The organism is Sinorhizobium sp. BG8, from assembly GCF_016864555.1.
Taxonomy (GTDB): Bacteria; Pseudomonadota; Alphaproteobacteria; order Rhizobiales; family Rhizobiaceae; genus BG8.
Genome location: NZ_CP044012.1, coordinates 134836 through 148724 on the forward strand (window position 1 = coordinate 134836; position 13889 = coordinate 148724).

Here is a 13889-nt window from a genome sequence, read left to right on the forward strand (position 1 = left end):
TGAATTGTATGGTACTGTATGGTGGCTGAAATTGGATGTCAACGCATGACGGCGGTAAAAGACGTGAACCTTGAATCCCTGAAGATCGACACCGGCGAAACGGCTGCGGCGCAGGTCGAACGTGATCTGCGTGAGTCAATTATCCGGCTTGAACTGGCTCCCGGAACCCGACTCTCCGAACAGGAAATCGCAACCCGGATGGGCGTGTCGCGGCAGCCGGTGAGAGAGGCGCTGATTGCGCTTGGAAAATCGAAGCTGGTCGAAATCCGCCCGAACCGGGGCACCGTCGTTGTGCGCATCTCGGCCCGCCAGATGATGGAGGCACGCTTCGTGCGCGAGGCAATCGAGACCGCCGTGGCCCGTCGTGCCAGCGAAGGTTTCGACAGCTGGGCACGCCGGCGGATCGACACGATCATCGCCCGTCAAAAGGCAGCCATGGAGGCCCATGACCACAACGCCTTTCGCCGCGAGGACGAGCAGTTCCATATCGCAATCGCCGAAGGTGCCGGCTGTGCGCTGGCCTGGAACGCAATCTCTGACATCAAGGCGCACATGGACCGCGTCTGTAACCTCCAGCTCCGTCATCCGGATTCTATGACGAAGCTTATTGCCGAACATGAAGCCATCATAGCAGCCATAGACGCCCGCGACGCCGGCGCCTCCGAGGCGGCCATGCGGCGTCATCTCAATGGAATCCTGGCCGACCTGCCGCAGATCGAGGCCAACAATCCGGATTTATTTGAGTAGCAATGCGTCTGAGCTGGTCGGACGGCATTTTGCATCCTCAATGCGGGTTTCCGACGGAACCGTTCATGTCCATCTCAGGTTGTTGCCACCCCTAGTTTGGTTTGGGAAGCATGATCGTGCTACGAGCCTGACAAAAGAAGGCCTCCGCGGGGGAACGCGGCCCGTCGTCCCTTTGGGACGATCAGCGGCGTGTTCGAAACCGGATCGGAGATGATGACGGATGGCAAGCCGAACACATCCTGGACCAGACGTTCCGTTACAAAGGTCGAAGGTTTGCCTTCCGCGATGATCAACCTGGATTCACGTTCGTTTGCTCGACCACGGTCATCGGACCTGAAGCAGAGGTCTCTAGCGCACCATTTGTAAATCTGTTTCAGCATCACAGATACCCGTCGACCTGAGTCCGCCAGGACGTAAACAGTGCGATGCGGAAATGTCGAAGTGGACGAACGCAAACCCAGCCCTCGCTCGACAAATCCGGCAAGCCGCTCGGTCAACACTTTCGGGCTGATACCCGGGAATGCCTCCATAAGCCCCGAGAAGCCAAGTCCTTGATCGTAGAGACGCCAGAGGATCAACGCACTCTGTCGGTGACCGAGAGAAGTAAGCCAATCCTCAGCAGGGGCACTGCGACAGATGGCAGAGAGGCAACGAAGCTGTGTTCGATCCGATCTGCAGTGCCAGTTCTTCCCGTTTGGACAGTTCAGATGCCATGTGCTCTGTCCGTGATGTCGGGTTTACGGGGGTCGAAGCCGTGGCTTGCAAATTGGTGGTCTTGAACGGGTAAGAACTGTTGGCCCGGACAAACGAGAGGCGTCGGGCACTCTATGGAGTTCTGTGGGCGTCTTGCGAGTGTTTCTAGAATGTCGACATGCCATGAGCGCTGGCGACCGCTCGGCGCAGATCGCCTATGGGATCGTTCGACGCAGCCGGAAGTTTCTCGCCTTCGAGCTCTTTCGGCATTTTCCAGCCAGGGTCGACCCCCTCCATGTTCGGCAGTTCATGCGCGATACCCTTGTGGCAATCGATACAGGTCGCTTTGCCGGGCAGCAGAAATTTCGAATGAATGTTTGCTGCGCGTTGGGTCTGCTTGGTGAAGTCCATTGCCGCGGCGGAATGGCAATTGCGGCACTCCAGACTGTCATTTGCCTTCAGGCGTGCCCACTCGTGCTTGGCGAGTTCCAGCCGTTTATCCAGGAACTTCTCGCGCGTATTGATCGTGCCGAAGATCTTGCCCCAGACTTCCTTGGAGGCCTGCATCTTGCGGGCGATCTTGTCCGTCCATTCATGCGGCACATGGCAATCCGGACAGGACGCGCGTACGCCGGAGCGATTGGTGAAATGCACTGTGTTGGTCAGCTCTTGATAGACGTTGTTCTTCATCTCGTGACACGAGGTGCAGAACTTTTCAGTGTTCGTGAGCTCCAGCGCCGTGTTGAACGCGCCCCAAAACATCACGCCGCCGATAAAGCCGCCGAGCGTCAGGAACGCGAGACTGAGCGTTGCAGCCGGCGTCGTCAGGATGGTCCAGATCCAGGCAATGATCGCCTTGACGCGCGCCATCATCACTCGCTTCCCGCCTTGGTGACGCCAAGCTCACTCATGTCCTTGAAGGTGTTATCGACGAGAGGCTTGTGGTCGACCTGCGGTACATGGCAAGCGGTGCAGAAGTAGCGGCGCGGCGAGACGTCGGCGAGCATCTGGCCCTCGCGGGTCATGTAGTGCGTGATGCTGATCATCGGTGCGCCCGCATCCTGCGAGAACTCGCGCTTGTGGCAGGACAGACAGCGGTTGGCGTTGACCGAAAGCTGATATCCGTCGATCGAATGCGGAATTACCGGCGGCTGCTCGGGATAGGCGCGCATGCGCCTGACGTCGTCGACGATCCATTTCGGCAGTGGATCGGCCGGAAGCGTCTGCATCGCATCGCCCTGAGGGCCCGAGAGCTCCGGGACCATCTGCCCCATTGCTGTGGTGGCGATGACGGCTGCGCCGATGGCAGCAAGGATCCATCTTGGACCCGGGATCAGGCGACGGGTTCGATCTTGACTGCGCATTTCTTGAAATCCGTCTGTTTCGAGATGGGATCGGTGGCGTCGAGCGTAACTTTGTTGATGAGTTGGCTGGCATCGAACCAGGGCACGAAGATAACGCCGGGCGGCATGCGGTTGCGGCCGCGTGTCTCGATGCGCGAACGGATTTCGCCGCGTCGCGAGACGATGCGGATCTCTGATCCCTGGTTGAGGCCGCGCTTGCGCGCATCGTCAGCATTCATGAAGCAGCGCGCGCCCGGGAAGGCCTTGTAAAGCTCCGGAACACGCATGGTCATCGAGCCGGAATGCCAGTGCTCCAGCACGCGGCCGGTGACGAGCCAGGTGTCGTATTCGTCATCCGGAGATTCCGCGGGCGGCTCATAGGGTACGGCGATGATCGCCGCCCTGCCATCCTTGTTGCCGTAGAACTTCACGCCTTCCCCGGGTTTCACATAGGGGTCGTAGCCCTCCCGGTACCGCCAAAGTGTCTCCTTGCCATCGACGACCGGCCAGCGCAGCCCGCGAACCTCGTGATAGGTGTCGTAGGGCGCTAGGTCATGGCCATGGCCGCGGCCGAAGGCGGCGTATTCTTCGAACAGGCCCTTCTGGATATAGAAGCCGAAATGCTGCGCCTCGTTGTTGGCGTGGTCGGGCTTCACCTCGTCGATCGGAAACTTGGCAACGTCGCTCTCGGCGAAGAGTACCTGATAGAGCGTCTTGCCCTTGTATTCGGGATTGGCGGCAAGAAGGTCCGTCGGCCAGACCTCGTCGGTCGTGAAGCGCTTGGAAAACTCCACCATCTGCCAGAGGTCCGAGCGCGCCTCGCCCGGCGCCTGCACGAGCTGGTGCCACACATGGGTGCGCCGCTCGGCATTTCCGTAGGCGCCCTCCTTCTCGACCCACATGGCCGCCGGCAAGATGAGGTCTGCGCTCATCGCCGTGATCGTCGGATAGGCATCCGAGACTACGATGAAGTTGTCGGGGTTGCGATAACCCCGGTAGGTCTCATTCGACGTGTTCGGGCCTGCCTGAACATTGTTGTTGACCTGCACCCAGTAGAAATTGAGCTTGCCGTCCCTGAGCATGCGGTCCTGTTGAACCGCGTGAAAGCCCGGCTTCTCCGGAATGATCCCGTGCGGTATGCGCCAGATCTCTTCCGCATGCTTGCGGTGCTCGGGGTTTGTCACCACCATGTCGGCCGGCAGGCGATGGGCGAAGGTGCCGACCTCTCGCGCGGTGCCGCAGGCAGACGGCTGACCCGTCAACGAGAACGGGCTGTTGCCGGGTTCGGAAATCTTTCCCGTCAGCAGGTGCAGGTTATAGACCATCTGGTTCGCCCAGACACCGCGAACATGCTGGTTGAAGCCCATGGTCCAGAGCGACATGACCTTGCGGTCAGGGTCCGCGTAAAGCTCGGCGAGTTGCTTGAGGAAACCGGCCTCGACACCGGTCATCTCAACCGTTTTCTCCAGCGTGTACTCCGACACGAACGCCTTGAACGCCTCGTAGTCGATCGCCTCGACCTTGCCAGGATCGGCAGAATTGGCTGCATTCACCTCGACCGGATTGTCCGGTCTGAGGCCATAGCCGATATCCGTGACACCACGCACGAACTTCGTGTGGTTACGCACGAAATCCTCGTTCACGCGGCCGGACTGGATGATGTGGTTGGCAACGTAGTTGAGGATCACCAGATCCGTGCCCGGCTTGAAGACCATGGGAATGTCCGCCAGGTCCATGCTGCGGTGCGTAAAGGTGGAAAGCACCGCGACGCGCACATGATCATGCCCCAGCCGCCGGTCGGCAATGCGGGTCCAGAGGATCGGGTGCATCTCCGCCATGTTGGAGCCCCAGAGCACGAAGGCATCGGCATGCTCGAAGTCGTCGTAGCAGCCCATCGGCTCGTCCATGCCGAAGGTGCGCATGAAACCGACGGCAGCCGACGCCATGCAGTGGCGGGCGTTCGGATCGAGATTGTTCGAGCGGAAGCCGGCACGCATAAGCTTGGTCGCGGCATAGCCTTCGAAGATCGTCCACTGACCGGAACCGAACATGCCCACGGCTGTCGGCCCCTTCTCCTTCAGCACCTTCTTGGCCTGGTCGGCCATCACATCGAAGGCCTCTTCCCAGGTAACCGGCTCGAACTCACCATCCTTGGCATAAGCGCCATCACGTTTGCGCAGCAGGGGCGTCGTCAGGCGGTCGGCGCCGTACATGATCTTCGACAGGAAATAGCCCTTGATGCAGTTGAGGCCGCGGTTGACCTCTGCCTGCATGTCGCCATGCGTGGCAACAACCTTGCCTTCCTTCACGCCGACCATGACGCCGCAGCCCGTACCGCAGAAGCGACAGGGCGCCTTGTCCCACTTGATTTCGAGCGCGCTCACCCCGCCAGGCACCGGTTGGGCGGCGGCGGGAAGCGCAATTCCGGCTGCTGCCGCCGCGACACCCGCCGCCTGGGCCTTCAGGATGTCACGCCGCGTCAGTTCACTGCCCATCGGCCTCGTCCTCTTCCATATCGACATGTTCGAAAACCATGTTTGCGGCGATCACCCCGTCGAGAATGGAGAGGCGCATCAGCGTATCCCCGAGCGCGCCAGTGCTCGACCCCTCGATGACGACCACGATCTTGCCCTTGTCCGCGGCATGCACCTCGACATTGTCGAAGCGATCAAGAACCGCCAGAACATCGGCGAAACGATCGGGCTTAGTGGCTATCACCGCACTTGAGATGTGATGGCGCCGCGCTTCAGGCATGGGCGGCCTCCATGCTGGGTGGCGTCGTGGCTACCGCGCCGACGGGACAGACGGAGATACAGGCCCCGCAGCCCGTGCACGCCTCGGCGACGAGGTCCGGCACGAAGGGTCCGCCTCGCACGGGATGAAATCGGATCGCGCCTGTGGGACAGACGTCGCGACATGACTGACAGTCGACGTGATGGAACGGCAAGCAGGTCGTGGCGATGGTAATGACATGATCGAAGCGCGAGGGCTTGTCCTCGGTGAAAACCGGCTCGGGACAGTTCGCGGCGCAGGCACCGCAGAAGGTACATTCGCCTTTCGAAAAATTGATGACTGGCAGCCCGTCAGCGAGATCGATGACGGCGGTGGGACAGTGCTCTACGCACTTGCCGCAACCGGTGCATGCGGTAAGTCCATCTTCCGACACCCCGGGCGGCCGAATGCGGACGGCTTCACTCCGCCTACTGCCTCTCAGAAATTCACGCCGGGACATTGCGTCTTGCTGCATGGCCGCCCCTCAATGGCCAGGTGGGCCGGGTGGCCCGTAAAGGATCTGAAACATCCAGACGAGGAAGCCGTATCCACCAACCACGCCGACGGCAACGATCGGCCAGATGCCAAAGGCAAGCACGAAAAAAGTGATCAACTCCCGGCGTCGACGGCCCGGACCAGCAACAGATGAGGGGGCGGATGGTGCGGCCACGTTGCGTCTCCCGGACAACGTTCGTGGCTACAGAATAACAGGTCAAAGAGAAAACAAAAGTGAAACTTAAACCACACCTACAAGCTCATGTATTGACTTCCAAATCAATTGACTTTTATCAAGTATATATTTGAGAAATTCTAATCTCTTTAGTTTCTAAAATTGACACCTTGCGGAGCAACCTCAAAAGTCGACTCTGGCGCAAAGACTTTATCGCTGCACCAAAACAAGGCTTCCCGCTCCAACAGACTACGATCCCGCGGCGAAAAGCGCTGCGCCGTTCGCGGCCCTTTTTCAGCATCTTGCCAGTCCTGATGAGGTCCAAGTTGGCAGGTGCATCGCCTGCGACGACAACCGCCACCGTGCACATGAAATCCCTTTGAAGGGCCGGGACAGTCACTGCCGTCAGCGGAACCGTGGCGCGTCGAGACCCTTTGGTCCCTCAAGCATGTCTTTCTTCTTCCTCACCGAACTCGATCAGGTTCCAAGTGGGAAGGAATGGGCCGGCCAGCGCGTCGCCTTTTGCAAAACGGTCAAGCAGCGCGCTGCTCGTCTGCGTCAGTCGCTCGCACCGTCGGCAAGCAGTCGGAGGCCCGGCGCGTTAAGCACGGTGAGCTTTTGCCGCCCGCCCTCGACCAGCCCCCGCCCCTCCCAGGCGCTCAGGATGCGCGAGACGGTATGCAGGGTCGTGCCCGTCATCTCGGCGATGTCCTGCCGCGAGATCGGGAAATCGATGCGGATGCCCTCGCCTTCCTTTTTGCCAGCCTGCTGGGAAAGCCGGAGCACTACATGGGCGACACGGCGCTCCACTTCCTGCGTAGACATTTCGCGGATGCGCGTATGCGCCTCTTCCAACCGCTGGCCGATCGTCTGCATGGCGCTGACGGCAAGGCGGGGATTCTGCTCGACGAAATGCGGCCAGAGGTCCGTCGGCCAGCCGAGGATGACACTTTCCGTCGCGGCCTTCGCCGTGCCGGGATAGTCCGAGCGCTGGAGCGCCTTGGCAAAGCCGAAGAGATCGCCGGGATGCACCACGCGCACGATGATCTGCTGGCCGTCCTCCGTCACTTGCGTCACCTTTAGGCGGCCGTGCAGCAGCAGGAAGAAGCTCGCAGCCTGCTGGCCCTGCTCGAAGACAGCGTCGCCCTGCGCCACGCGGCGTGCCGTGGCATGCGCCAGCAGCCTGTCAAGGTCTTCGTCACTCATCCTGTCGAAGAGGGCGAGCGAGCGGACAACGGTCCGGTCAATTTTCACAGTCAGTTCCCCATCGCGTGAAAGCTACCGGCTTCTAGCACGCCAGCGTGCTCGCTGAAAGTTCGCGCCGGTCCGTCACACGGGAAATCCCCGTTCCCGAAGTGCCGCCAGAAACGCCGCAAACCACCGCGTATCCTTGACGAGCCTGAAGCCGACATTGTCTGGCGGCACACCGACCGCGCAGCCGCCACCTTTCGGATTGCGCACGAAGGAGCTCAACACCGCCCGATGCTTGCCGCTCGCGACATAGATGCCGCAGGACGAGACGTCGTTCACAACGCGGCCCACCTTGTCGAGATTGACGCGGCGGCTGCAGGTCGTAGTCCACTCCCAGATGTTGCCGGCGAAATCGGCAAGACCGAATTCGTTCTCGCCGAAGCGTCCGAGCGGTTGGGGAATGGGATCGCGCGAAGCCTTGCGCGCCGCCTCGCGGCGGTAGTCAGCCAGCCAGCGCTCGGCCGGATTGGCGCTGTCGATGTCGACACCCAATGCATCGTCCGGAAATCGCGAGCCGGCGGCAAAGGCGAGCTCCCGGTCACTCGGCAGCATCCAGACCTCGCCGGTGCGCACAGTCAGCCAACCGGCATAGTCCAGCGCATCGTCATAGCTGACGCCCGTCGCGGGCGTGGTGGCTGGATCCGCCGGCGTGAAGCCCGGCTCGGCGGGCTCGCAGGCGCCATCGGCAACGCAGCGGCCGTAATCGGCAGATGTCACCTGATATTTCATGATGGTGAGTGGGCGACGCGCGCTGACGGTCTCGATCGGTCCGTCGACGGCAAAGCCACTGCGGAAGAACTCGCCGCTGTCGCGATACGCGAAAGTGCGCGGTGCGATCTCCACCGTCATCGGCTCGTCCAGCACGGGGTCGGGCGCGGCACCGACGAGATCGATCTTTACAGCGAGGGTGCCGACAAGGCCGGCAAGCAGAAAAGCGGGAATAACAAGCGATAAAAAGGGAATGCCGGGTTTCGGAGAAAGCGCAGCCATGAAGGCCTCCTTGCGCCCGTCCCGGACAATCGTTCGGTGTCCGGGACGGGCGCCGATTGGTAGAAGGATCGCACAAGCGCGATCTGAAGAGTGCGCCCGCCGCCTAGACGGGCGCACCGGTCTTGCAAGGCGTCAGGCGCCGCTTGGAGGGGTGACCGAGGTCATCAAGTCGTCGTTCCAGTCGCCCGTGACCGCGAAATGACCAGCTGCTCCAAGCTCGAAGGCCTCGATCAGGTTGTGGTTCACATAGGCGTAGATGCCCGGCTGCTGGAACGTGTAGAAGGCCGCCCCCGCCGTGCCGCCTGGAATGAACCAGGTTTCCTGGTCGACATCAGGCACGTTGTGGAACTTGCCGGTCTGCCAGACATAGTCGCCGTGCCCGCCGATGAGGTGCGGACGGGTGTCACGGTTGGCCTGCGAATGCACGACGAGCACCTTGTCGCCCACCTTGGCCTTCAGCGCGTTGTCGCCGGTCAGTGCGCCCACGGCGCCATTGAAGACGATGTGGCTCGGCGTGAGGGTCCGCATGACCTCCAGCGTGTCGGCATAGGCTTCTCCGACGCTGGCGTACTTCTTGTAGTTCCCTTCGGCGTCTCGTGGCACATAGAAGTCCTGCTCGCCGACATAGTAGACGTGATCATAGGTCAGCTCCTTGCCATGACCATCGGTGAGGCCCTCCCGCGGCAGCACCATGATGGCGCCGTTCATGCCCGACGTGACATGCCACGGCACCATTCCGGGAGGTGCGCAGTGGTAGACGAACACGCCGGCTTTCGTGGCCTTGAAGCGCAGCACGGTTCGCTCACCGGGATTGACCACGGTCAGAGCGCCGCCGCCCAATGCGCCTGTTGCCGAATGGAAGTCGATATTGTGCTGCAGCTCGTTGGTTTCGAGGTTGATCAGCGTCAGCTCGACATAGTCGTTCTGGTGCACCACCATCAGCGGGCCGGGAACCGATCCGTTGAAGGTCATGGCATGCACTTCCGTACCCTTGTCGTCGAGGATCATCTTCTTTTCCTCGATCGTCATGGTGAATTCGTAGACCTTCGGGCCGCCCTCGGCCTTCTGGGTGTGGGCGTGCACGAAGGGCGGCTTGACGAGCTCCACCTTTACGCGCTCCAGCTTGGCGATATCGGCCGCGGAAGCCGCTGCATTCGTTTCGATTGCGCCGCCTTCGGCGTGTGCCATCGACGCCGTAATGATCGGCGTCAGGACGCCGGCAAAGGCGGCACCGCCGAGGATCGTGCGGCGTGTCATCTCAAACTGCTCGGTCATTGGTATTCTCCTTTTCAAAAGGACGGAGCGATGTGTTTATCGACCGGTCCTCTCTGTTCTAGGAGCATTCGCGCCGACCTGTTTGTGATGGGACAAACAGCCCTTTCCGGCGGCTGCGGCATTTTGGCAGATGCTGATTTGCTCTTTGCCATCTCGCAAAGAAGCCGCCCCGCCGGCCGCTTAAAAAGAGCTGACGATTGCAAAGGAAAGTGACGATCATGTCTGTAAGCCCCTCCGTCAGCCGCCCCGTGCCGCGTGGCCTTTCCCGCACAGGCCCGGTGCTCTTTTCCTACGGCTTCCGGCCGTTCTTCCTCGGCGGCGCGCTCTGGGCCATCGCCGCCATGGGCCTGTGGATCGCGGCGATTACGGGCCACATCACAATCGCCGATACCTACGGCGCGCCCAACTGGCACGCCCACGAAATGCTGTTCGGCTTCGCCTCCGCCGTGCTCGCCGGTTTCCTCCTGACGGCCGTGCCGAACTGGACGGGACGCCTGCCCGTCTCCGGCTGGCCGCTTGCCGGCCTCTTTGCGCTGTGGTGCGCCGGACGCATCGCCCTTCTGGCCTCCGACGCGATCGGCGTTGCGACAGCGGCCGTCATCGACGCGCTCTTCCTGCCTGCGCTGCTTGCCATCTGCACGCGCGAGGTGGTCGCCGGGCGCAAGTGGAAGGACCTCAAGGTGCTGGCCGGGCTGCTCGCGCTGTCGCTCGCCAATGCCATCTTCCACGTGGCTGCGATCGAAGGCGGGCACGATCATATGGCGATCCGGCTCGCGGTCGCGGCCTATGTCGTGCTCATCATGATCGTTGGCGGGCGCATCGTGCCGAGCTTTACTCGCAACTGGCTCAACAAGTTTGGACGGACGGACTTTCCGGTGCCTTACAATAGATTCGACATGGTCGCGATCCTCGCCGGCACCGGCGCGCTCGGCCTATGGGCCATACTGCCGCAACACCCGGCGAGTGCAGCAGCCGGCCTTGCCGCCGCCGCACTCCACTGCATCCGCCTGCACCGCTGGCGCGGCTGGACGGTGTTGCCCGAGCGGATTCTGGTCATTCTCCACATCGCCTATGTCTTCGTGCCCCTGGGCCTGCTCGCCATAGGTCTCAGCGCACTCGGCTACCTCGAAGAACGCTCGGTACTGCACCTGCTCTCCGTCGGCGCGATAGCCTGCATGATGCTGGCAGTGATGACGCGGGCGAGCCTTGGCCACACCGGACGGGCATTGGTCGCCTCAAGGACCACGGTCGCTTCCTATGCAGCGCTCGTCCTCTGCGCCCTCGTGCGTCCGCTCGCCGAGGTGCTGCCGGACCTGACCTCGGCCCTCTACAGCACTTCCGCGTTGCTCTGGATCGCTGCCTTCGGTCTCTATTGCTTGGAATATGCGCCGATCCTCGCGCGAAAACGCCGCGCCCCGCTCTGAAACGAAATCGGCCCGGAGGTTTTCTCCGGGCCGATTTTTGTCTACGCCACCTCCATCATATCGGGCGTCCAAGGCGGTTCGTAGGTCAGCCGCACCTCCGCATACTCCACTCCAGGCACGGCCCAGACACAGGCCCGCACCGCCTCCTTGAGGAAATCGGTCGCCGGGCAGAAGCGGGTCGTGGTGGTCATGGTGACGTGCACAACGCCCCCGTCTGCCACCGCAATGTCGTAGACGAGGCCGAGATCAACGATGTTCTTGCCGATCTCCGGGTCGATGATCATATGCAGCGCGGTGCGGATATCCTGCACCAGCGCTGCCTTTTCCGTGTCATTCATCGTCGTCACTCCTTCGCTTCACCGACCCGGACGAGGATGCGGTAAGCAGACCCAGTCTCGTCGAAATTGCCGGCCCATTGGTGACCGCGCTTCGTCAGTTCCGGAAAAAGGAAGAGCGGCTCGCGGGAGAGTACGGCGAAGAGCACCTCACCCGGCCCCAGCGCTTCCGCAGCTGCAAGAATGCGCACCATCGGCTCCGGCGGATCGAGATCGGTGAGATCGAGATGTTCGGATGGGTCCGGCCAGGTCTCGGGGCGGTCGGCGTCGACGGATGTTTCGACAGGGGCGGCCTGCGGTTGCGGCGTAAAGATAACCTCCCAGTCCCCTCCCTCGATTTCATGGGCCTCATGATCGAAACCGGCGCCTTGCATGACGCGGAACAACGGCTGCGGGCGAAAGGTGGCGAAGAGCTTCAGCGCCTGTCCCGGCCGCAGTTCCTGCACAGCCTGCATGATCGCCTGAAAAGGCTCACCGCCGCTTCGTAGCATCGGCCGCACGTCGAGTACTTTCGGCGCTATCTCGGGTAAAACGTTGGACATCATTCATCTCCTTGAGAAGCAGATAGAGGCAGGAAAAGGGAAGGCCGCACCACGCCAACAGGTACACGCAGGGCAACCGGCACGATTGAAAGACGCCGCGCGCGGACGAATTCACGGATCAGGCCAAGCGTCGCAAGAAGCTGCGCCGCTACGGCCAGGCGGAAGAAACCAGTCCCGCCTGCAATGAGCGCCAGTGTCGCCACCCCCACCGCACCGTAGTAGATCAGGAAAAGGACCTGCGCGCAGCGCTCGTCGACAAGATCCTGCACCCGTGGCACTGGCGCGCGGCCAAGCACAGGACCGTAGGCCTCCAGCCAGGTGAGAAAGGCGACGATCTTGTAGAGCTGCGCAAGCCCAAGCCCGGTGAGCCAGCCGAATACGAAGAGGTAGACGACCGCGGCAACGGTATCGCCGCCACGTAGGGCCGGAATGTTGAGGAACAGTACAGAAAGCGCGAACAAGGCCACCGCCGCAAAGCTCGCGCGAATGTTCAACTCCGCCTGCTTGCGTTTTCGCGCGCGATAGATGTGCAGGACATCGGCACCGTAGAACACGACCGCCACCAGTGTCATAAGCAGAGCGGCAGAAAAAAGCAGCGTGCCGCCGAACAGCCCCGAAAGCACAAGACCCGACGCCGTCAGGACGAGACCGACGGCAAGGCTCGCTCCCCACCACGCAGCGCGGCTCGTCGAGCGCTCCACGTCCGGCGCCAGCAGGAACATTGGGAACAGCCGGTAGCTGACCCCGATCGCCGTCACACTCAGCCAGCCACCGAGGCCGAGTGCCGCGTGCAGTTCTACGCCCTCAGCGAGAAGCCGGCCGAACAACGGGCAATCCACAACACCGGACAGGGCGTCCGCAAAGACAGAACCGATAAGGGCCGCGCCGGCAAGCGCAGCAAGACCCGTGGCGACGAAGCGGGCGGGGAGCGGCAGAGGCCACGCGGAATAGAGCGTGACCGAAAGAATACCGGCGAACAGGCCGAAGCCGGCAAGGAGCAACGTGCCCCCCACTGGCAAAAGCGCGAGCGGCAAATCGATCGCACCGGACAGCGCGACGAATCCGCCGACCAGGCAACCAAGCCCGGCTAGCAGCAACAGCAGGGCGGGTGCCACAAAACCTCCGCCGACAATTGGGCGACCGATAAGCACGGGCACGAATTGCAGGAGTGCACCCACCATCAGGAGACTAAGCCAACCGATTGCGATGACATGAACGAGCGCCATCGTTTCCGGCGCGCCGATATCGGCGAACGGATAGCCGTAGCCGGCAACCATCAGCCCCTCCCCGCAAACGAGCATGAGGCATGCGGCGGCGAAGTAGGACATGGTCCAGCGGGAGAGTGTAGCGCCTGGCATGTCGGTATCCTCCGCCGCGCCTGTTTCAGTGATCTGCGCCGCAGCAGCAGTCGCAGCCGCCGTCTTCCAGCCGGTCGATTTCGACCCGCCAGACCTCCGGTCCCTGTTCGAGATAATCCCAGCCGAACTGGCCCGGGAAATTGGTCTCGAGCTGATAGTGCAACGGCCGTGGATCATGGTCGCTGGTGATCAGCATGGATTTGCCGGGGAGCAGCGCACCGAGCATGCCGAAGATACGGGGATGGCGCTCGCGCGGGGAATGACGCGCACGTCGATCAGGGGTTTATCCGGGGTCTCTGACATGGTTTCGTGTTTCCGTCCCGGCCGCTCCAATCGCGTTCCGGAAAGGCACGGCCCGACCCGACCGGAACCGCCTGACGCTACCTCCGCTGCCCGCCCGGCACTTTGACCCCGCGCAAACAATTCCGGATTTCCGGGCCTCGCGACACGAAGCTTGGCTTTCCGCAAAGAAGGGTGGCGCGGTGGCTC

14 protein-coding genes and 1 pseudogene are annotated in these 13889 nt (G+C 61.9%); 2 read left to right on the forward strand and 13 right to left on the reverse strand.

The features are described from left to right. The first annotated feature begins 45 nt into the window (after window positions 1–45). A complete protein-coding gene (locus F3Y30_RS21665) occupies window positions 46–747 on the forward strand; it encodes a GntR family transcriptional regulator (protein ID WP_203427254.1) in 702 nt (233 codons plus the stop codon). A gap of 858 nt (window positions 748–1605) precedes the next feature. Here the strand turns inward: F3Y30_RS21665 and F3Y30_RS21675 are convergent. From F3Y30_RS21675 to nirK, 9 genes are all read right to left on the reverse strand, one after another. Then, window positions 1606–2310: a cytochrome c3 family protein gene (locus F3Y30_RS21675; protein ID WP_203427597.1), complete on the reverse strand. Its 705-nt coding sequence runs from the start codon at window positions 2308–2310 to the stop codon at window positions 1606–1608. A gap of 2 nt (window positions 2311–2312) precedes the next feature. Continuing rightward, window positions 2313–2804, reverse strand: a complete 492-nt coding sequence (locus F3Y30_RS21680; RefSeq protein ID WP_203427256.1) for a nitrate reductase cytochrome c-type subunit — start codon at window positions 2802–2804, stop codon at window positions 2313–2315. After that, entirely contained in the window at window positions 2774–5278 is a 2505-nt protein-coding gene (napA, locus tag F3Y30_RS21685; RefSeq protein WP_203427257.1) for a periplasmic nitrate reductase subunit alpha, read from the reverse strand. Before napA ends, F3Y30_RS21680 begins: the two co-directional genes overlap by 31 nt. Next, complete coding sequence (locus F3Y30_RS21690; RefSeq protein ID WP_203427258.1) at window positions 5268–5537, reverse strand: chaperone NapD; 270 nt, start codon at window positions 5535–5537, stop codon at window positions 5268–5270. Before F3Y30_RS21690 ends, napA begins: the two co-directional genes overlap by 11 nt. Next, window positions 5530–6030 (reverse strand): ferredoxin-type protein NapF, encoded by a 501-nt coding sequence (napF, locus tag F3Y30_RS21695; protein ID WP_203427259.1) that lies wholly within the window; start codon window positions 6028–6030, stop codon window positions 5530–5532. The genes F3Y30_RS21690 and napF overlap by 8 nt, the downstream gene beginning before the upstream one ends. Window positions 6031–6039: 9 nt before the next feature. Beyond that, entirely contained in the window at window positions 6040–6225 is a 186-nt protein-coding gene (gene napE / locus F3Y30_RS21700) for a periplasmic nitrate reductase, NapE protein (protein ID WP_203427260.1), read from the reverse strand. Between the two features lie 558 nt (window positions 6226–6783). Then, on the reverse strand, window positions 6784–7479 hold the full coding sequence (locus tag F3Y30_RS21705) for a Crp/Fnr family transcriptional regulator (protein WP_203427261.1): 696 nt from the start codon (window positions 7477–7479) through the stop codon (window positions 6784–6786). 75 nt (window positions 7480–7554) lie between these two features. After that, window positions 7555–8466 (reverse strand): formylglycine-generating enzyme family protein, encoded by a 912-nt coding sequence (locus F3Y30_RS21710; RefSeq protein WP_203427262.1) that lies wholly within the window; start codon window positions 8464–8466, stop codon window positions 7555–7557. 132 nt (window positions 8467–8598) lie between these two features. Then, window positions 8599–9741 carry a copper-containing nitrite reductase gene (gene nirK / locus F3Y30_RS21715; protein WP_203427263.1) on the reverse strand — a complete coding sequence of 381 codons (1143 nt, stop codon included), beginning with the start codon at window positions 9739–9741 and terminating at the stop codon, window positions 8599–8601. A gap of 218 nt (window positions 9742–9959) precedes the next feature. Here nirK and F3Y30_RS21720 point away from each other — a divergent pair, with 218 nt between their 5' ends. Further along, complete coding sequence (locus F3Y30_RS21720) at window positions 9960–11165, forward strand: NnrS family protein (protein ID WP_203427264.1); 1206 nt, start codon at window positions 9960–9962, stop codon at window positions 11163–11165. Between the two features lie 41 nt (window positions 11166–11206). Here F3Y30_RS21720 and F3Y30_RS21725 read toward each other — a convergent pair whose 3' ends face one another. The 4 genes and pseudogenes from F3Y30_RS21725 to F3Y30_RS21740 form a co-directional block, all read right to left on the reverse strand. Continuing rightward, entirely contained in the window at window positions 11207–11503 is a 297-nt protein-coding gene (locus tag F3Y30_RS21725; RefSeq protein ID WP_203427265.1) for a metal-sulfur cluster assembly factor, read from the reverse strand. A gap of 5 nt (window positions 11504–11508) precedes the next feature. After that, on the reverse strand, window positions 11509–12042 hold the full coding sequence (locus tag F3Y30_RS21730; RefSeq protein ID WP_203427266.1) for a DUF2249 domain-containing protein: 534 nt from the start codon (window positions 12040–12042) through the stop codon (window positions 11509–11511). Then, window positions 12042–13400, reverse strand: a complete 1359-nt coding sequence (locus F3Y30_RS21735) for a hypothetical protein (RefSeq protein WP_203427267.1) — start codon at window positions 13398–13400, stop codon at window positions 12042–12044. Before F3Y30_RS21735 ends, F3Y30_RS21730 begins: the two co-directional genes overlap by 1 nt. Before the next feature lie 25 nt (window positions 13401–13425). Further along, window positions 13426–13703: pseudogene (locus F3Y30_RS21740) on the reverse strand (DUF2249 domain-containing protein). Window positions 13704–13889 lie beyond the last annotated feature (186 nt).